17 protein-coding genes are annotated in these 18037 nt (G+C 61.6%); 6 read left to right on the top strand and 11 right to left on the bottom strand.

Translation table 11 applies throughout. The features are described from left to right. Positions 1-86: 86 nt before the first annotated feature. Entirely contained in the window at positions 87-1442 is a 1356-nt protein-coding gene (locus tag P3C18_RS01550) for an 8-oxoguanine deaminase (RefSeq protein ID WP_275960134.1), read from the top strand. 87 nt (positions 1443-1529) lie between these two features. On the opposite strand, the gene P3C18_RS01545 is transcribed toward P3C18_RS01550, so the two are convergent. Both P3C18_RS01545 and P3C18_RS01540 read right to left on the bottom strand, forming a co-directional pair. After that, entirely contained in the window at positions 1530-1934 is a 405-nt protein-coding gene (locus P3C18_RS01545) for a hypothetical protein (protein ID WP_275960133.1), read from the bottom strand. A gap of 74 nt (positions 1935-2008) precedes the next feature. Next, positions 2009-3070 carry a hypothetical protein gene (locus P3C18_RS01540; RefSeq protein WP_275960132.1) on the bottom strand — a complete coding sequence of 354 codons (1062 nt, stop codon included), beginning with the start codon at positions 3068-3070 and terminating at the stop codon, positions 2009-2011. Positions 3071-3322: 252 nt separating this feature from the next. On the opposite strand from P3C18_RS01540, the gene P3C18_RS01535 reads away from it, so the two are divergent. Both P3C18_RS01535 and P3C18_RS01530 read left to right on the top strand, forming a co-directional pair. Then, a complete protein-coding gene (locus P3C18_RS01535) occupies positions 3323-3826 on the top strand; it encodes a LuxR C-terminal-related transcriptional regulator (RefSeq protein ID WP_275960131.1) in 504 nt (167 codons plus the stop codon). A gap of 60 nt (positions 3827-3886) precedes the next feature. Next, a complete protein-coding gene (locus P3C18_RS01530; protein WP_275960130.1) occupies positions 3887-4237 on the top strand; it encodes a hypothetical protein in 351 nt (116 codons plus the stop codon). Positions 4238-4267: 30 nt separating this feature from the next. Here P3C18_RS01530 and glsB read toward each other — a convergent pair whose 3' ends face one another. The 5 genes from glsB to P3C18_RS01505 form a co-directional block, all read right to left on the bottom strand. Next, a complete protein-coding gene (gene glsB / locus P3C18_RS01525; RefSeq protein WP_275960129.1) occupies positions 4268-5176 on the bottom strand; it encodes a glutaminase B in 909 nt (302 codons plus the stop codon). Positions 5177-5380: 204 nt separating this feature from the next. Beyond that, positions 5381-5683 carry a DUF3240 family protein gene (locus P3C18_RS01520; protein WP_090377816.1) on the bottom strand — a complete coding sequence of 101 codons (303 nt, stop codon included), beginning with the start codon at positions 5681-5683 and terminating at the stop codon, positions 5381-5383. Next, positions 5684-6625 (bottom strand): sodium-dependent bicarbonate transport family permease, encoded by a 942-nt coding sequence (locus P3C18_RS01515; RefSeq protein ID WP_275960128.1) that lies wholly within the window; start codon positions 6623-6625, stop codon positions 5684-5686. Between the two features lie 305 nt (positions 6626-6930). Then, positions 6931-8739: a sodium-extruding oxaloacetate decarboxylase subunit alpha gene (oadA, locus tag P3C18_RS01510; protein WP_275960127.1), complete on the bottom strand. Its 1809-nt coding sequence runs from the start codon at positions 8737-8739 to the stop codon at positions 6931-6933. 72 nt (positions 8740-8811) lie between these two features. Continuing rightward, on the bottom strand, positions 8812-10227 hold the full coding sequence (locus P3C18_RS01505) for an acetyl-CoA carboxylase biotin carboxylase subunit (protein WP_275960126.1): 1416 nt from the start codon (positions 10225-10227) through the stop codon (positions 8812-8814). Positions 10228-10416: 189 nt separating this feature from the next. Between P3C18_RS01505 and P3C18_RS01500 the strand changes: the two genes are divergently transcribed. Continuing rightward, positions 10417-11397 (top strand): LysR family transcriptional regulator, encoded by a 981-nt coding sequence (locus P3C18_RS01500; protein ID WP_275960125.1) that lies wholly within the window; start codon positions 10417-10419, stop codon positions 11395-11397. Here the strand turns inward: P3C18_RS01500 and P3C18_RS01495 are convergent. Then, on the bottom strand, positions 11363-11833 hold the full coding sequence (locus P3C18_RS01495; RefSeq protein ID WP_275960124.1) for a hypothetical protein: 471 nt from the start codon (positions 11831-11833) through the stop codon (positions 11363-11365). The two genes, P3C18_RS01500 and P3C18_RS01495, sit on opposite strands and share 35 nt — an antisense overlap. A 329-nt stretch (positions 11834-12162) precedes the next feature. Here P3C18_RS01495 and P3C18_RS01490 point away from each other — a divergent pair, with 329 nt between their 5' ends. Further along, positions 12163-14352: a M14 family zinc carboxypeptidase gene (locus tag P3C18_RS01490; RefSeq protein ID WP_275960123.1), complete on the top strand. Its 2190-nt coding sequence runs from the start codon at positions 12163-12165 to the stop codon at positions 14350-14352. A 58-nt stretch (positions 14353-14410) separates the two neighbouring features. Here P3C18_RS01490 and P3C18_RS01485 read toward each other — a convergent pair whose 3' ends face one another. Next, entirely contained in the window at positions 14411-14638 is a 228-nt protein-coding gene (locus P3C18_RS01485) for a transcriptional regulator (RefSeq protein WP_275960122.1), read from the bottom strand. Between the two features lie 241 nt (positions 14639-14879). Beyond that, positions 14880-15746: a transcriptional regulator HexR gene (gene hexR, locus P3C18_RS01480; RefSeq protein ID WP_275960121.1), complete on the bottom strand. Its 867-nt coding sequence runs from the start codon at positions 15744-15746 to the stop codon at positions 14880-14882. 111 nt (positions 15747-15857) lie between these two features. Here hexR and zwf point away from each other — a divergent pair, with 111 nt between their 5' ends. Next, a complete protein-coding gene (gene zwf, locus P3C18_RS01475) occupies positions 15858-17345 on the top strand; it encodes a glucose-6-phosphate dehydrogenase (protein ID WP_275960120.1) in 1488 nt (495 codons plus the stop codon). Positions 17346-17355: 10 nt separating this feature from the next. Here the strand turns inward: zwf and P3C18_RS01470 are convergent, their stop codons facing one another. Further along, positions 17356-18030, bottom strand: a complete 675-nt coding sequence (locus tag P3C18_RS01470) for a hypothetical protein (protein WP_275960119.1) — start codon at positions 18028-18030, stop codon at positions 17356-17358. Positions 18031-18037 lie beyond the last annotated feature (7 nt).

The raw sequence follows: 18037 nt of genomic DNA, 5'->3' as shown, positions 1-18037 counted from the left end.
ACCTGCGCCGGCCGCGCACCTGGATCAGCAGACAGGGTAAACACTGAGCTGGCTAACCTGAACCCAACTTCAGAGGAGCCAACTCAATGGCTGCTACACGTATCTGGATCAAAAACCCCCTCGCCATCTTCACCGCCAACACCCTCGACGCTGCCGGCGGGCTGGTGATCGAAGACGGTGTGATCAGCGAGCTGCTCAAGGCCGGCCAACAGCCGAGCCAACCCTGCAATCGCACCTTCGATGCCCGCGAGCATGTGGTGCTGCCGGGGCTGATCAACACTCACCACCACTTCTATCAAACCCTTACCCGCGCCTGGGGCCCGGTGGTCAATCAGCCGTTGTTTCCCTGGCTGAAAACCCTGTACCCGGTATGGGCACGCCTAACTCCCGAGAAACTCGCCCTGGCCAGTAAAGTGGCCCTGGCCGAACTGCTGCTCTCCGGTTGCAGCACCGCGGCGGATCACCATTACCTGTTCCCCGGCGGCCTGGAAAACGCCATCGACGTGCAGGTCGAAGCCGTGCGCGAACTGGGCATGCGCGCCATGCTCACCCGTGGCTCGATGAGCCTGGGCGAAGCCGACGGCGGCCTGCCGCCGCAGCAGACCGTACAACAGGGTGAAGTGATCCTGGCCGACAGCCAACGGCTGATCCATGACTACCACCAGCGCGGCGATGGCGCCCAGGTGCAGATCGCCCTGGCGCCCTGCTCGCCATTCTCGGTCACCCAGGAAATCATGCGCCAGAGCGCCGAGCTGGCCGAGGAGCTGGACGTGCGCCTGCACACCCACCTGGCGGAAACCCTCGACGAAGAAGACTTCTGCCTGCAGCGCTTCGGCCTGCGTACCTTGGATTACCTGGACAGCGTCGGCTGGCTCAGCTCGCGCACCTGGCTGGCCCACGGCATCCACTTCAACCCGGATGAAATCGCCCGCCTGGGCCAGGCCGGCACCGGGATCTGCCATTGCCCAAGCTCGAATATGCGCCTGGCCTCGGGCATCTGTCCGACCCTTGAGCTGGAAGCGGCGGGCGCACCGATCGGCCTCGGCGTGGATGGCTCGGCCTCCAACGATGCCTCGAACATGATCCTCGAAGCGCGCCAGGCCCTGTATATCCAGCGTCTGCGCTACGGCGCCGAGAAAATCACCCCGGAATTGGTACTGGGCTGGGCCAGCAAAGGCTCGGCCAAGCTGTTGGGGCGCAGCGATATCGGCGAGCTGGCCGTGGGCAAGCAAGCCGACATGGCCTTCTTCAAGCTGGATGAGCTGCGCTTCTCCGGCAGCCACGACCCGATTTCCGCGCTGCTGCTGTGCGGCGCCGACAAGGCCGACCGGATGATGATTGGCGGCCAGTGGCGGGTCATCGACGGGCAGATCGAAGGCCTGGATGTGGCCAAGCTGATCGCCGATCACCGCCAAGCAGCCAAGGAGCTGATCGCCGGCTAAAACGCCGACTATTCCACCGCGCTGCCAGGTGCCTAATACCAGGCAATAAAAGACCGGCCCTAGAGCCGGTCTTTTTTATCGCGCAGATCAGTGCCACATGCCCTTGATCTGACTCAACGTCAGGCCATTGATCAGGCAGTGGTTGGGGTTACCGCGCAGTGGGTCCTTGACCACATGGCCACCGAAGTTGATCACGGTGGTGGTGTTGCCGCTCATATAAACGCCCCAGACTCGGGTGGTATCCGTGGCCACCAGGGCGGCAGCTGTCTGGCTGCCGCTGCTGGCACACAGGGCGGAGACCTGACGCAACCGGCCATTACTGTCCTGGTCTTCCTTGTCGTAGTTAGCGTTCGTGTTGGCGGCGCCGCCGCGCACGATCAGCACACCCTTGGCAACGTCTTCGGCCTGCGCCGGCGATACGCTGCCCGCGCACAGCGCGGCAAGCAGGATGCAGGCGGCAATATTTTTGTGGCTATTGAGGAAATTTTGCATGGTTGCTGCCCTCCATGGGCTAAGCGAGTCAATTAATGCTGGGACCTGGACGCCTGCCCTGGCCCCAGCCGATGTCACATCGCGATATCGTTGGCGTGGGTCTGACCCGGCCAGACGCCGGTCATCTCGATCTCGCGCTGGCCGGTCAGCCACTGGCCAAGCGGGTTCGGCCACTTGAAGCTGTACTTGTCGCTGTTGATCACACCTTTGAAGCTGATCTCGGCGGCGATGTTGGTGGCACTCAGCGGGATATTGCCGATGGTCTTGGACAGGCCACCGCTCAACGAGAACGACTCGTGCTGCGGCCCTTGTGGGGTGTCGTAGCTCAGCTTGATATCGGTGATATAGGTGCAGCCCGGTTTGTTGTTGAACAGGATCTGCAGCGCACCCAGGCGGGTAATCCAGTTGGGGATCAGCAGGCTGCCGTCGTAAGAGGCGAAGGTGTAAGCAATCGGCACCGAGCCATTGGCCAGGCTATTCGGGGTGGTGGGCCAAAGATGCTGGTCGATCTGCTTGGTCTCCTTGGAGGAGACATACGAGCCTTTGCCATTGGCGCCGGCCAGCATGTCCTGCACAGCACCGGCCGAACCGCTGATGGAAAAGGACGAGCTGTTGTCCTGAGAGCCGATATTCAGGCCGCTGTTGGCGTAGATCACGCTGGTGACCACACCGAAACCCTGAGCGATATTGCCGCTGCTACCCATGCTCACTGCGGACGCCTGCTGGGCCATCCAGCTCAGGGTTTCCGGCTTGCTCAGCACGGTGAGGTCACTGATAAAGCTCTCGCTGGAAATGCCGAACTCCGAGGCCATCGAGCCGACATTGGCGAACTCCCAGGTGATTTCCGTGCCGGCGGTGATTTTGGTGCCGCTCTCCGGATCAGTGGCCGAACCATCCAGGTTGACGTTGGCCTGGCTGCGTTTGACGTTGCTGGAAGAAAGCTTCCACTGGTTAGGCACACCACGGCTGCTGATGGCGATGCCCGGCGTGGCTTCCTGCACCAGGGTGAAATCCCCGCTATCCGGAGAAACAATACCGACAGCACCGACCTTGAACTTGGGGTCGAGGGTCCAATTGCCCCAGTAAGCAGGACGGCCGGCGCGCAGAAGATCGGTAAACGTACGATTCCAATTCATGACTGTAATCCTTGCAGTTATCTAAATGGAGTGCACCGCAACTCATGCCGCGGCACGTACGCCGAATAAGGCAACTCGTTTGCAGCCCTGATGAGCCCCATGGAGTTAGTCGACGATTAAACTCTGGCGACTAACCGGATAACTGGATATTGGGCAAATTCGGTATATCTGGGGAAGTATTTCCATCTCGGTCTATTACTTGGCAAACGCTAACTTCCGTTCCTCTCTGGCGCATCAGAAAGGATTGACAATGTGCTTACGCCGCGCGAGGTTCAGGCCCTGTCACTTATCGCCCGCGGCTGTACTGACCGGGATATATCCGCACTATTATGCGTGTCCATAAGTACCGCCAGAAAACATCGCGAACACTTGCACAGCAAACTTGCACTGAACAAATCAGCGCAGCTGGCTATTTATTATCTGGAAACTTTCCCGACACTTGAAACAACTAATAAAACACCGCTAAAGAGCGGCAAATTAAGTGAGCGCGAATTACAGATCGTGCAGCTGTTTGCCCAAGGATTGAGCGATAAGGAAGTTGCCCGCCGACTTGGCATCAGCGACCTGACCGTGCGCAAGCACCGCAGCAATATGCAAGGCAAGCTGGCCGCCGCGAATATCTGCGAGTTGCTCTATGAAGCAGTGGTAAGCGGTTGGCTGGTGCTACCGCTGAGGGCACCAACGAAGGCGGACAACGCAGCTGATCGGGCCAACCCCACAACAGTTGGACAAGGCCACGGGCGGCTGCTTAGTTGATTATTCGGGCCGCTGCTAACGGTGGCGGCCTTTGCCCGTCGCCCTGCCTGGAGCCACAGCATGAACAGACTGCCCACCCTCATCGCCCTGTTAACGGCCAGCGGCCTGGCCCATGCCGCCAATCTGCCGGCATTCGAGGTCACTTGCCCGACCGACCTCAGCGTGCGCGCCGAGGCCGGCGGCCCGGTATATATCAACGACAAACAGATCGTTCTGCACAAGCTCAGCGAGCAGTTCTTCGAGGCCAAGGGTGAAGGCGTGACCCTGTCCATCAGCCTGAATGCTGCCGGCGCGCCGACGGTCTCCTACACCGGTAAACAGGGTGCCAACGGCATCTGTGAAAAGACCGAGAAAGCGCCGCAGGAAGAGGCAACAGCAACCGACGAATCAGCGGAGCCAATGGCCGACTGATCCGTCATAGGCGCGATAGGCGCGGCGCCGTCAGAACACCGACCAGCCAATCCGCTCGCTGAGCAGTTCCAGCGCCTTGATCCCGGCCAGAGAGTTGCCGGCGGCGTTCAGTTCCGGCGACCACACGCACACGCTGAAACGCCCCGGTACCACGGCGACGATGCCGCCGCCGACGCCGCTCTTGCCCGGCAGGCCGACGCGGTAGGCAAAGTTGCCCGCCTCGTCGTACAGGCCGCTGGTGGCCATGATCGCGTTGACCTGCTTGCTCTGCCGCGCGCTGAGAATCTGTTGCCCGCTGTGCTTGCAGAAGCCGTCGTTGGCCAGAAAGCAGAACGCCCGCGCTAGGTCGACGCAGCTCATACGCAGCGCGCAGTAACTGAAGTAGCTGCGCAGCACCGCCTCCACGTCGTTATGAAAATTGCCGAAGGACTGCATCAGATAAGCCGCCGCCGCATTGCGCGCGCGGTGCTGGTATTCCGACTCAGCCACGTGCCGGTCTACCACCACCTCGGGATTACCGGCCAAACGGCGCACAAAGTCGCGCATCGACAACACCGGCGCGGCAAAGCGCGACTGGTTGATATCGCAAATCACCAGGGCGCCGGCGTTGATAAACGGATTGCGCGGGCGGCCACGCTCGAACTCCAGCTGCACCAGCGAATTGAACGGTTGGCCAGACGGCTCGTGGCCCAGGCGCTGCCAGATATCCTCACCGGAATGCTCAATCGCCTGCACCAGACTGAACACCTTGGAAATGCTCTGCACCGAGAACGGCGTGTCCGCATCACCGGCGCAGTACAGCTCGCCGTCGTTGCTGTACACCGCAATGCCCAGCTGGTTAGCCGGCACATCGGCCAGCGCCGGGATGTAATCGGCCACCTTGCCTTGCCCGATCAGCGGGCGGACTTGATCCAGAATTTCATTCAACAGCGCTTGCATGCTCAGGCTCGCCACAAGGTCCGAGCGCGCCTCGGACAATGGCAGATAGACGCCCACCCGGCGCAGCGGATCACACCGCAATGGCGTCCCGCAGCCTAGATCCTCTGTCGAGACCCCGTAGGGTGGATGACGCTTTTCTCATCCACCGTCGCAGTTTGGTGGATGGATAAAGCGTCATCCACCCTACGCCCCAGAAGGCGCCTGTTAAAATTTCTCCGCGCGCAGCACTTCAACCTGAGCCAGGTAGCAGACCATGGCAAAGTTGGCGTAGTAGCGCGCCTGTAAGTGGCCGGCGATGCGTTCGGCGACATCGCGGGTGCAGATGATCTCCACGCGGATATTGCCTTCGGTGTCCCAGCCGGCGCTGCGCACGCCACGGCCACCCCGGCCACGGGCATCGGAGATGGTCCAGCCCGGCGCGCCGAGCTGTTCCAGGTCAGCCACCAGCTTTTTCTCCAGCGCCGCTTCGCAGATCACGGTGAGCAGAGTGCGGATATGCGCGTCCATCTAGAGCCCCCAGGCCATCAGCTGTTCGGCCAGCATCAGGTACAACGGGATGCCGACGATGATATTGAAAGGAAAGGTGATACCCAGCGACGCCGTCAGCGACAGCGACGGGTTGGCCTCGGGCAAGGCCAGGCGCAACGCAGCAGGCACGGCGATATAAGAAGCCGATGCCGCCAGCGTGGCCAGCACAGCGGTGCCGCCCAGGCTCAGGCCCATAAAACGGCCCAGCAGCGCGCCGATCAGCGCACCCAGCAAGGGCATCAGCAAGGCAAAACCGAGCAGGCGCAGGCCAAACTGTTTGAGCGATCCCAGCTGGCCGGAGGCGATCAGGCCCATCTCCAGCAGGAACAGCGCCAGCACCGGTTTGAACATGCTGGTGTAGAACGGCTCCAGCGGCTTGATCGCTTCCTTGCCGGCAATCGCACCGATGATCAGGCCGCCAAGCAGCAGCATGATGCTCTTGCCGAGAAAGATTTCCCGGCCCAGCTCGCCCCAGTCGGTGTCACGGGCAATGCCCTTGGCCAGCAGGATGCCGACCAGAATCGCCGGGATCTCCAGAATGGCGACAAACAGCGGCATATAGCTTTCGAACTCGATGCCCTTGGCCAGCATGTAGGCCACCACCACGGCAAAGGTCCCGGCGCTGACCGAGCCATAGTGCGCCGCCACCGCTGCAGCGTTGACCCGGTCAAAGCCCAGGCCGCGCAGCACCGCAAAAGCCAGCAGCGGCAACGCCACGCCCAGGCCCAACACCCAAGCCGCCTGACCGAGCAACTGCCGGCTGGCTTGCTCGGCCAGCTCCACGCCGCCGTGCAGACCAATGGCCAGCAGCAGAATGATCGACAGCGTTTCATACAGCGCAGGCGGCAGTTTCAGCTCGCTTTTCAGCAGACCGGCCAACAGACCGAAGACAAAGAACAGCACCACCGGGTCCAGACTCACCGCGCATTGCTCCTGTATTGACTGCTATTCAGACGCCTGCCGCGTCACCACCTGCTCGAATAAAAGGTCATGCCCCCACCACGCGTTGTGCTGATACCCGCAGTTTTGCCCAGTCTCCTGCTGATAACAGCAGAACCCTGCACAGCGGGGCATAACCGAAAAAAAGGAGCCATGCGGCTCCCAGGGGACTCAGGCACTTGGCCCAAAACCCTTGCCGGCGCGATGAATAAGCCGCGCCGGCGGTATAAAAAGAAGCCCCAAAAAAACCATTCAAATGCCTGTTCAAACAGCCGGGGCTTCCGAGGTTAACCTTCGATTTCCACCAGTACGTCGCCCGGGTTGACCCGGTCGCCCTTGGCCACATGCACCGCCTTCACAGTACCGGCAATCGGCGCCTGCACTTCGGTTTCCATCTTCATCGCTTCGCTGATCAGTACCGCCTGGCCGGCCTTGACCGTGTCGCCGACCTTGACCAGCACATCAACGATATTGCCCGGCATGCTGGTGCTGACATCGCCCGGCGCGCTGGCTTGCTTGCGCTTACCGCTGGCACCCGCGACGAAATCATTCAGCGGCTCGAACACCACTTCTTCCGGCATGCCATCGATGGACAGGTAGAAGTGGCGCTTGCCGTCGCTCTTCACGCCAACGCCGGTGATGTCGACGCGGTAGCTTTCGCCGTGCACATCCACCACAAACTCGGTCGGCACGCCCTCACCACCGGCCGGGGCCACGCCGCCGGCTTCCGGGATTGGCAGCAGCACTTCCGGGGTCAGGGTGCCGGCGGCGCGTTCTTCAAGGAACTTGCGCCCGATATCCGGGAACATGGCGTAGGTCAGCACGTCTTCTTCGGATTGCGCCAGGCTGCCGATTTCTTCGCGCAGCTTGGCCATTTCCGGCTTGAGCAGATCGGCCGGGCGCACTTCGATCACGTCTTCGCTGCCAATCGCCTGCTTGCGCAGTTGCTCGTTGACCTTGCCCGGTGCCAGGCCGTAACGGCCCTGCAGGTACAACTTCACCTCGTTGGTGATGGTCTTGTAGCGCTCGCCAGCGAGCACGTTGAACACCGCCTGGGTGCCGACGATCTGCGAGGTCGGGGTTACCAGCGGCGGGAAGCCAAGGTCTTCACGCACCCGCGGGATTTCCGCGAACACTTCGTTGATACGGCTCAGCGCGCCCTGCTCTTTCAACTGGTTGGCCAGGTTAGACATCATCCCGCCCGGCACCTGATTGACCTGCACGCGGGTGTCGACGGCGGTGAACTCGCTTTCGAACTGGTGGTACTTCTTGCGCACCGCGTGGAAGTACAGGCCGATCTCCTGGATCAGCGCCAGGTCCAGGCCGGTGTCGTACTCGCTGCCCTTGAGCGCGGCGACCATCGACTCGGTGCCCGGATGGCTGGTGCCCCAGGCGAAGCTGGAGATGGCGGTGTCGATATGGTCAGCGCCCGCTTCAATCGCCTTGAGCTGGCACATCGAGCCCATGCCCGCGGTGTCGTGGCTGTGGATAAACACCGGCAGGTCGACTTCCGCCTTCAAGGCCTTGACCAGATCAGCCGTGGCATAGGGCGTCAGCAGGCCGGCCATATCCTTGATCGCGATGGAGTCGATGCCCATGGCCTGCATGGCCTTGGCCTGCTTCACGAACGCTTCAACGGTGTGCACCGGGCTGGTGGTGTAGGCGATGGTGCCCTGGGCATGTTTGCCAGCGGCCTTCACCGCCTCGATGGACACGCGCAGATTTCGCACATCGTTCATCGCATCGAAGATGCGGAACACGTCGATACCATTGACCGCCGCCTTGGCCACAAAGGCGCGCACCACGTCATCGCTGTAGTGGCGATAACCGAGCAGGTTCTGCCCGCGCAGGAGCATCTGCAGGCGGGTGTTAGGCAAGCCGGCCTTGAGTTTGCGCAGACGCTCCCAGGGGTCTTCCTTGAGGAAGCGCACGCAGGCATCGAAGGTCGCGCCGCCCCAGACTTCCAGCGACCAGTAGCCGACCTGATCAAGCTTGGCGCAGATCGGCAGCATGTCGTCCAGGCGCATGCGCGTGGCGATGATCGACTGGTGGGCATCGCGCAGGATGGTATCGGTGACAGTGATCTTCTTGCTCATGTTCTCTGCTCTCCTGTAGCCCGGATGCAATCCGGGGCCGCAGTTCCCGGATTACATCCGGGCTACGATTCGTTAAAGGCCGGCGTGGGCAGCAATGGCGGTGGCAATGGCGATGGCCAGGTGCGACGGGTTGCGCTTGATCGAGTACTCGGTCAGCTCCGGGTGCGCCTCGACAAAACTGGTGTTGAACTGGCCGCTGCGAAACTCCGGGTTACGCAGAATTTCCTGGTAATAGGCGGCGGTGGTTTTCACCCCCTGCACGCGCATGTCATCCAGGGCGCGCAGGCCACGGGCCAGGGCTTCTTCCCAGGTCAGCGCCCAGACCACCAGCTTCAGGCACATGGAGTCGTAGTACGGCGGAATGGTGTAACCGGTATAGATCGCCGTGTCAGTGCGCACGCCGGGGCCGCCGGGGGCGTAGTAGCGGGTGATCTTGCCGAACGAGGGCAGGAAGTTGTTCTTCGGGTCTTCGGCGTTGATGCGGAACTGCAGGGCATAACCACGGTGGATGATGTCTTCCTGCTTGACCGACAGTTCCAGGCCGGAGGCGATGCGGATCTGCTCGCGGACGATGTCGATACCGGTGATTTCTTCGGTGATGGTGTGTTCCACCTGCACCCGGGTGTTCATCTCCATAAAGTACACCTCGCCCTCGGCGAGCAGGAACTCCACGGTGCCGGCATTCTCGTAACCCACTGCCTTGGCCGCACGCACAGCCAGGTCGCCGATATAGGCACGCTGCTCGGGGGTCAGCTGCGGGCTGGGGGCGATTTCGATCAGTTTCTGGTTACGCCGCTGGATCGAGCAATCACGCTCGAACAGGTGCACCACATTGCCGAAGCTGTCACCGAGGATCTGCGCCTCGATATGCTTGGGGTTGACGATGCATTTCTCCAGGAACACCTCGGCACGACCAAAGGCCTTGGTCGCCTCGGAGATCACCCGTGGGAACGCCTGCTCCAGCTCCTCACGGCTGTTGCAACGGCGAATACCGCGCCCACCACCACCGGAAGTGGCCTTGAGCATCACCGGATAACCGATGCGGTCGCCCTCGCTCAGCGCCTCGGCGATATCCGCCACGTTGCCTTCAGTGCCTGGGGTGACCGGCACGCCAGCCTTGATCATGCTGCGCCGCGCTTCGGTCTTGTCGCCCATGCGGCGGATCACTTCCGCACTCGGGCCTATAAACTTGATCCCACGTTCGGCGCAGATGTCCGCCAGTTCGGCGTTTTCGGAAAGAAAACCATAGCCAGGATGCAGCGCATCACAGCCGGTTTCCACCGCCAGATTGACCAGTTTGCGCGGGTTCAGATAACCGGCCAGCGGGTCGGCACCAATGCCGTGGGCCTCGTCCGCACGTTTGACGTGTAGCGCCTGGCGGTCGGCATCGGAATACACCGCCACCGAACGAATGCCCATTTCGGCACAGGCCCGCACGATGCGCACGGCAATCTCACCGCGGTTGGCTATCAGAATTTTCTTGATCACGAGCCAGCATCCTCGATCACGTGAGCAGGCAACCGACAAATCCGGTCGACGTGTGACCGCAGCAGCAGTAGCGGTCAGGCACTCACGCTACGCCGGCTTGGTGATTAACCAAAATCAATAATTATTGGGTTAGCCATTAGTTAAAGCTTATAGTTGAGCCTGATCGACTCCGACACACAGGTGCTAATCATGCGTAAGTCTTTGCTGCGTATGACATTTCGTCAGATTCAGGTGTTTCGCTCGGTGTGCAGCCACCTCTCCTACAGCCGCGCAGCAGAGGAAATGGCCCTGACCCAGCCGGCGGTCAGCCTGCAGATTCGCCAGCTGGAGGAGTTGATCGGCCAGCCGCTGTTCGACTATGTCGGCAAAAAGCTCTACCTGACCGAGGCTGCCGAAGCGCTGCAACGCGCCAGCGCGGATATTTTCGGCCGACTGGAGAGCCTCGACATGCAGCTGGCCGACCTGCAGGGCTCGCTGCAGGGGCAGCTGAGCCTGGCGATTGAATCCAGCGCCAAGTACTTCGTTCCGCACCTGTTCGCCGCTTTTCGCCAACAATACCCGGAAGTCAACTTACAGCTGGTGGTCACCAACCACAGCCAGGCACTCAGGCGCCTGAACGCCAACCGCGATGACCTGCTGATCATGTCTCGGGTGCCTACGGACATGAATCTGGAGTTTCTGCCCTTCCTTAATAACCCGATCATCGCTGTGGCGCCGCCCGATCACCCGCTGTGCACGCAGGGCCCTCTGAGCCTGCAGGACCTCACCGCCTTTCCGCTGTTGATCCGCGAAGCCGGCTCCGGCACACGCCAGGCCTGCGAGGAGTATTGCCACCAGAAGCGCGCGCACTTCGCCCAAACGCTGGAAGTCGGCTCCATGGAAGGCCAGTGCGAAGGGGTGATCGCCGGCCTTGGCCTGGCTTTACTGCCACGCCACGCGGTGCGCCGTGAGCTGGAATGCGGCGCCCTGCGCGAGCTGCCGGTGGCCGAACTGCCACTGCTGCGCAGTTGGTGCCTGGTGCACCCGCGCAGCAAATACCTGTCACCGGTGGCCCAGGCGTTTTTCGCCTTCGTGCGCGATCAACGCAGCCTGATCAACGCCCTGGCTGAGCGGTTTGCCGCGCCAATCGGCGACGTTACTCCCAGGCATATAACCAGCCCACCGCACTGACCCGCCCTTCACTGAAGGCCACCAGCAGTTGATCATGCTGGCCACGCCAGTGATAGCTCCACAGCAGCGGCCCCGGGCTGCCTTGCCATTCAGTGCGGCGTTGCCAGTCGGCGTAGTCCGCCTGATCGATCGTTACCCTGGCATCAGGCTCGCCCAGCAGCGCCAGCACAGCCGGTGTATCGCTGCGCGCAGCCAGCACCTCGGCGACCAACGCCTGCATCAGTTGGTGCTTACGGCCCTGCCAGGCATCCAGATCCTGGCGCCACTCGCCCCCGGCAAAATGCCCCTTGGCCTGCCGCAGCTGCGTCCACTCGGCCGCCATCGCGTGCGCCTTATCTGCACCAACCTGCTGCTCGGTTCCGCCTGAAGCACAGCCCACAGCCAGCCCCAAAGCTAGCAACAACACACCCATGCGCAATCCGTTGATCCTTTGCATACATCCCTCCTACGCGGTTGCCATACATAGCCAGTAGCCATCATTTTCACGGGCATCGTGTCGGCTATATGTCGTGAAAATACGAAAAACGACAGCGATCTACGAAGAAATTGACAGCCTGCAAAGCGCCTTCTAAGTTCCTTTGCACTCTTGTACCAGATCGGCCTGCCTCCCATAACAAGATGTTCAGGGGCATGCAGTAGCGCCAACGCATTCGGCATCAAGAGCTTCCACTGCCAAACATCCCTCGCCCTCCACAAGGGGGCAAAAAACACACCGTTCCTTACCGGGGACGGATAAACAATAAGTGAAGGATAGGAATCTCAAGAATGAGAAAGCGGAAGTTAACCCTCGCCATCAGTGCCAGCATCACCGCGCTTTGCATGCTCAACACGGTTCAGGCACAGGCCCACCCCCAAGAAGACTTTATGCTGCTGGAGCAGGAAAAAGCCGCCAACCAGGTGTACAAGGCGTTTTTCCCCAACGAAGACCTTGCCCGCAAAGCGGCCATCAGCTTCCACGGCCAGTTGCTGGAATCGCACTATGAGCAGGGCTACCTGATCATGGAGCTGACCGAGGAAGAGCAGGAAAAACTAGCGGTCTTCGGCTTCACCTTCGAACCGGCCAACGAGTTTATTGCCAAGCGCAATGAAGTCCTCACGCTCATCCAGAATCGCCTGCAACAGCGCAGCCTGCAAAGCGCAACGGCGATGAGTGATGCAAGCCTGGCCAGCATCCCTGGCTACGCCTGCTATGAAACCCTGGAGAGTACCTACAGTGTGGCCAGCGGCATGGCCAGTCAGTTTCCCGGTATCGCCCAGTGGTTACTGGTTGGCCAGTCCTGGGAAAAACTTAATGGCCAGGGCGGGCACGACATCGGCGTGCTCAAGCTGACCAACAAAGCCATTACCGGCAATAAGCCCAAGCTGTTTATCAACAGCGCCATCCATGCCCGCGAGTACACCACCGCGCCGCTGGTGCTGGATTTCGCCCGCTGGCTGGTCAACGGCTACGGCACCGATGCCGACGCCACCTGGATTCTCGATCACCACGAGGTCCACTTGATGCTGCAGACCAACCCGGACGGTCGCAAGAAAGCCGAAACCGGCCTGTCCTGGCGCAAGAATGCCAACCAGAACTACTGCGGCGCCAACAGCAACAGCCGCGGCGCCGACCTCAACCGCAACTTCACCTTCGGCTGGAACAGCACCAACGGCCAAGGTTCCAGCGGCAGTGCCTGCAATGACACCTACCGCGGCCCCAGCGCCGGCTCCGAACCGGAAATCCAGACCCTGGAAGCTTATGTGCGCAACCTCTGGCCGGATCGTCGCGGGCCCGGAAAAAACGATGCAGCGCCAAGCGACACCAGTGGCATCCACCTGGATATCCACAGTTACAGCGAACTGGTGCTGTGGCCGTGGGGCGATACCAGCCAGGCCGCACCCAATGGCAGCGCGCTGCAGACCCTGGGGCGCAAATTCGCCCTGTTTAATGGCTATACGCCGCAGCAGTCCATTGGCCTTTATCCAACCGACGGCACCAGTGATGGCATCAGCTATGGCGAACTGGGTGTTGCTGCCTACACCTTCGAGCTGGGCACACAGTTCTTCCAGACCTGCACGGTCTACCAGAACACCATCAAGCCGAAGAACCTGCCTGCCCTGATCTACGCGGCCAAGGTTGTCCGCACGCCTTACATCACCCCAGGCGGCCCGGACATCAGCAGCCTGGCACTGAGTGGCAATGCCTCCAGCGGTGTGCCTGCCGGCACCCTGGTGACGTTGAGCGCCACCGCGAGTGACCTTGGTTTCAGCACCCGCAATGGCACCGAGCCCACGCAGAACGTCACCGCTGCCGAGTACTACATCGACAAGGCGCCCTGGGAATCAGGCGCTCAGGCCATGCCTCTGCAACCCCTGGACGGCAGCTTCAACGGCAAGACCGAAGGCCTGACCGGCAGCATCGCCACCACCGGGCTGCAGCCTGGCAAGCACACCGTGTATGTCCGCGCGCGGGATGCGTCCGGCACCTGGGGTGCGGTCTCGGCGGCATTTCTGGTGATCGGCACCGGTACGCCGCAGCCGAACTACTGCAGCGCAGCCAGCGGTAACGCCAACGATGAGTGGATCAGCCAGGTCAGCTTCGGCAGCTTCACCCGCAGCTCAGGCGCCAGCACCTACAGCGACTTCACGGAACCGCGCATTGGCCAGGTGGTTAACCTGCAGCGGGGCAGCAACAGCCTGCGCCTGACGCCGCAGTTTGCCGGCTCGGCTTATAACGAGTACTGGAAGGTATGGGTCGACCTGAACAAGGACGGCGACTTCACCGATGCGGGTGAAGAACTGTTCACCTCCGCACGCGCGCTCAGCACGGTGATGAATGGCAACCTGGTGATCCCCGCAGGCGCCGCCACCGGGAAAACCCGCATGCGCGTAGCCATGCGCTACAACACCGCACCCGTGCCGTGTGGCACCTTCAATTACGGTGAAGTGGAGGATTACACCGTCAATATCGAGTAAGGCCTGGCAGCCTGGGGCCGTCGTATGCGGCTCCAGGCTTGCTACTCACCGGCACGTTTCAGCGCGCCGTTGCTGCCGCGTCTTTCTTAGACCCCGCCTGCAGACTGTGCAGGTAGCTGGTCGCGATCAACTCCGGAAAATCGATCAACTCATGCTGCAGCTGACGCTGCTCGGCATAGCTTTCAATCGCGCGGCGGTATTCCATGCGGCGCTGATCCAGCAGCTTGCGCCGGGCCTTGGCGTCGCTGCTTTCGTGAGACTGCGGTTTATCCAGATAGCCAGACATAGGGTGCAACTCCCAAGCTGAATAAGGGGAGTACCAGCATCGACCCTGGATATGACGCTTTGATGGCCACGCGATAACGTGGCGATGAAATTAGCGGCGCAGAAACCTGATTCAAGGTCTCGCGAGCTAGAGCGAGACAAGGCAAAAACGGCCGAGGACGCGGAGTTTACTGTTGTAAATGAGCAGGCCGAGGCCGGTTTTAACGCAGGATCGCGGACGCGCAGCAGATCCTGAACAGGTTTCAGTCTTCGACGCTCTTATGCGCCTTGGGCGACAGCCGCAGGCTACGCAGACTGCGCTTGACGCTTTTCAGGTGGTTAACCAGGCCTGGGCCGCGGGCCATGGCCACGCCCATGGCGAGCACGTCGATCACCACCAGATGGGCGATGCGCGAAGTCAGCGGAGTGTAGATTTCAGTGTCTTCCTGCACGTCGATGGCCAGGTTGACGGTGGCCAGATCAGCCAGCGGCGTCTGGCTCGGGCACAGGGTGATCAGCGTCGCGCCGGTTTCACGCACCAGGTTGGCGGTGATCAGCAAATCCTTGGAGCGCCCGGACTGGGAGATGCAGATGGCCACGTCGGTAGGCTTCAAGGTCACCGCACTCATTGCCTGCATATGCGGGTCGGAATAGGCCGCAGCGGTAAGCAGCAGGCGGAAGAACTTGTGCTGGGCATCCGCCGCCACCGCGCCGGATGCGCCAAAGCCATAAAACTCCACGCGCTGGGCGTTGGCGATGGCGGCAATGGCCTGCTGCAGCGCCTGGGTGTCGAGCTTCTCGCGCACCTCGATCAGGGTGTGCAGGGTGGTGTCGAAGATCTTCAGGCTGAAGTCCGCCACCGAATCGTCTTCATGGATGGCGAACTGGCCGAAACTGGCGCCGGCAGCCAGGCTCTGCGCCAGCTTGAGTTTGAGGTCCTGAAAGCCGGTGCAACCAATCGCCCGGCAGAAGCGCACGATGGTCGGCTCGCTGATGCCAACGCTGTGCGCCAGCTCAGCCATGGAGCTGTGCATGACCGAGGCCGGGTCGAGCAGAACATGGTCGGCAACCTTGAGTTCCGATTTGCGGAGTAGATGACGCGACTGGGCAATGTGCTGCAACAGGTTCACAGGTTTAGGCTCGACATTTGGCTAACGAATCCATCTAGCACGCCGCATAGGAGTCATGACTCGGTTATGATCGGCGAAAGACAGGTTGTAGTGGTCTTGTAGTTATACTACATGGCCGCCGCCGCCGCACTGCTAAACCGAGTCGGAGTTCCCACCTTGAGCATTCCCTGCGACATGCTGGTGTTTGGCGGCACCGGCGACCTGGCCTTGCATAAGCTGCTGCCAGCGCTCTATCACCTGCATCGCGCCGGTCGTCTGCATGGCGACACACGCATTCTTGCCCTGGCGCGCAGCGCCCATAGCCGCACAGCCTTTCAGGCCCTGGCCGAGCGACACTGCCGCGCTCAAGTGGCGCGCAAGGATTTCGACAACGACACTTGGGCCAACTTCGCCGCGCGCCTCGACTACTTCGCCATGGACGCCAGCCAGAGCGCAGACTTCGGCCGCCTGGGTAAGCGCCTGGGGGAAGACCATGAACGGGTGCGCATCTACTACCTGGCCACCGCGCCGGATCTGTTCGAAGACATCGCCTCGCACCTGAAGGTCGCCAGTCTGGCCGGCCCCAAGGCGCGCATCGTGCTGGAAAAACCCATCGGCCATTCGCTGCAATCGGCGCAAGCGATCAACGCCGCCATCGGCGCGGTGTTCGATGAGTCGCGGGTGTTCCGCATCGACCATTACCTCGGCAAGGAGACGGTGCAGAACCTGATGGCGCTGCGCTTTGCTAACGCGCTGTTCGAGCCGATCTGGCGCGCCGGGCATATCGATCACGTGCAGATCAGCGTGTGCGAAACCCTCGGCGTGGAAAACCGGGGTGCCTACTACGAAAAAGCCGGTGCGATGCGCGACATGATCCAGAACCACCTGCTGCAGCTGCTCTGCCTGGTGGCCATGGAGGCGCCGGTGCGTTTCGACGCCGAGGCGGTGCGCAACGAGAAGGTGAAAATCCTCGAGGCGCTAAAACCCATCACCGGTCTCGACGTTCAGGACAAGACCGTGCGCGGCCAGTACACCGCCGGCAAGATCGGCGGCCAGGAAGTGCCGGCCTACTACTTCGAGAAAAACGTCGACAACGACAGCGACACCGAAACCTTTGTCGCCGTGCAGGCCGAGATCGACAACTGGCGCTGGGCAGGTGTGCCGTTCTACCTGCGCACTGGCAAACGCCTGGGGCACAAGACCTCGGAAATTCTGATCCAGTTCAAGCCGGTGCCGCACCAGCTGTTTGGCGGCGGCGAAGCCAATCGCCTGCTGATCCGCCTGCAGCCGGAAGAGCGCATCAGCTTGCAATTGATGGGCAAGAGCCCAGGCAAGGGCATGCACCTGCAACCGGTGGAACTCGACCTAAACCTGGCCGATGCCTTCCACAAACAGCGGCGCTGGGACGCCTACGAGCGCCTGCTGCTCGACGTGATCGAAGGCGATTCCACGCTGTTTATGCGCCGCGACGAAGTCGAAGCGGCCTGGAACTGGGTCGACCCGATCATCAAGGGCTGGCACCAGCACTACCAGAGCCCGCGCCCCTACGCGGCCGGCAGCGATGGCCCGGAACAGGCCAGCAATCTGCTGGAACGCCATGAACGGCAGTGGATGGAATAGCGGGCGCGGTCTAGGCCCACTGCTGCTCAAAAACCTGCAGCACCGCCTCCGGTAGCTGCTTGCGCAAGCCATCGCCGCTGATCAACAGCAGCAGCGGCAACAGTTTGCGCAGGGTTACGGGGGCCAGCCCAGCGCAGACATCCGCCTGCCGCGCCAGTGACAAGCCGCCCAGCACCTGAGCGGCTACCGGCAGATTGCGATCCACCACTGCCGCTTCGGTGAGTTTGCACAGGTAGCCGGTGGAGAAACTGCGCAGACTCTCGCTGATCAGCGGCATATCGACGATATGCCGGGCAATCTGCAGCACATGGTCGACATCGTTGATGCCGTAGATCAGCACCTTGATCTGCTTGGCCGACAGGCACTCGGCATACAGCGCAGCGGTGGCAAAGGCGCCATCGGCGCAGAGCTGGCGCGCCACCTCCAGGTGCAGGCTGTCCGGCAAGCTCAGGTAGGTGTCGAGGATCAAGCGCGGGTCGAGATGCGTGGTCACCGCTGCGGCAAACTCGATGGGCATGGCCATGATCAGCTCACGCAACTGCCCGGGTGGCATATGCGGTGCCAGCAGCGCGGCCTTCTCGGCCCCCAGTTGCTGCACCAGCCCCAGCTTGACGCTCAACGGGGCCATGGCCTGGGACGCCAACAGCAGGCGCAGGCCGACACTCAGGCTCGCGGGTTTGCGCATACGCACC

The organism is Pseudomonas sp. 1928-m, assembly GCF_029269135.1.
Classification (GTDB): Bacteria; Pseudomonadota; Gammaproteobacteria; order Pseudomonadales; family Pseudomonadaceae; genus Aquipseudomonas.
The sequence above is the reverse complement of the archived record's forward strand: the minus strand, read 5'-3'. Positions and strand labels throughout refer to the sequence as shown.

Bases quoted from the DNA above. Each gene is read 5' to 3' on its own strand.
- P3C18_RS01550 (WP_275960134.1), top strand. From the start codon at position 87: ATGGCTGCTACACGTATCTGGATCAAAAACCCCCTCGCCATCTTCACC.
- P3C18_RS01545 (WP_275960133.1), bottom strand. From the start codon at position 1,934: ATGCAAAATTTCCTCAATAGCCACAAAAATATTGCCGCCTGCATCCTG.
- P3C18_RS01540 (WP_275960132.1), bottom strand. From the start codon at position 3,070: ATGAATTGGAATCGTACGTTTACCGATCTTCTGCGCGCCGGCCGTCCT.
- P3C18_RS01530 (WP_275960130.1), top strand. From the start codon at position 3,887: ATGAACAGACTGCCCACCCTCATCGCCCTGTTAACGGCCAGCGGCCTG.
- glsB (WP_275960129.1), bottom strand. From the start codon at position 5,176: ATGCAAGCGCTGTTGAATGAAATTCTGGATCAAGTCCGCCCGCTGATC.
- P3C18_RS01520 (WP_090377816.1), bottom strand. From the start codon at position 5,683: ATGGACGCGCATATCCGCACTCTGCTCACCGTGATCTGCGAAGCGGCG.
- oadA (WP_275960127.1), bottom strand. From the start codon at position 8,739: ATGAGCAAGAAGATCACTGTCACCGATACCATCCTGCGCGATGCCCAC.
- P3C18_RS01500 (WP_275960125.1), top strand. From the start codon at position 10,417: ATGCGTAAGTCTTTGCTGCGTATGACATTTCGTCAGATTCAGGTGTTT.
- P3C18_RS01495 (WP_275960124.1), bottom strand. From the start codon at position 11,833: ATGCAAAGGATCAACGGATTGCGCATGGGTGTGTTGTTGCTAGCTTTG.
- P3C18_RS01490 (WP_275960123.1), top strand. From the start codon at position 12,163: ATGAGAAAGCGGAAGTTAACCCTCGCCATCAGTGCCAGCATCACCGCG.
- P3C18_RS01485 (WP_275960122.1), bottom strand. From the start codon at position 14,638: ATGTCTGGCTATCTGGATAAACCGCAGTCTCACGAAAGCAGCGACGCC.
- zwf (WP_275960120.1), top strand. From the start codon at position 15,858: ATGGCCGCCGCCGCCGCACTGCTAAACCGAGTCGGAGTTCCCACCTTG.
- P3C18_RS01470 (WP_275960119.1), bottom strand. From the start codon at position 18,030: ATGCGCAAACCCGCGAGCCTGAGTGTCGGCCTGCGCCTGCTGTTGGCG.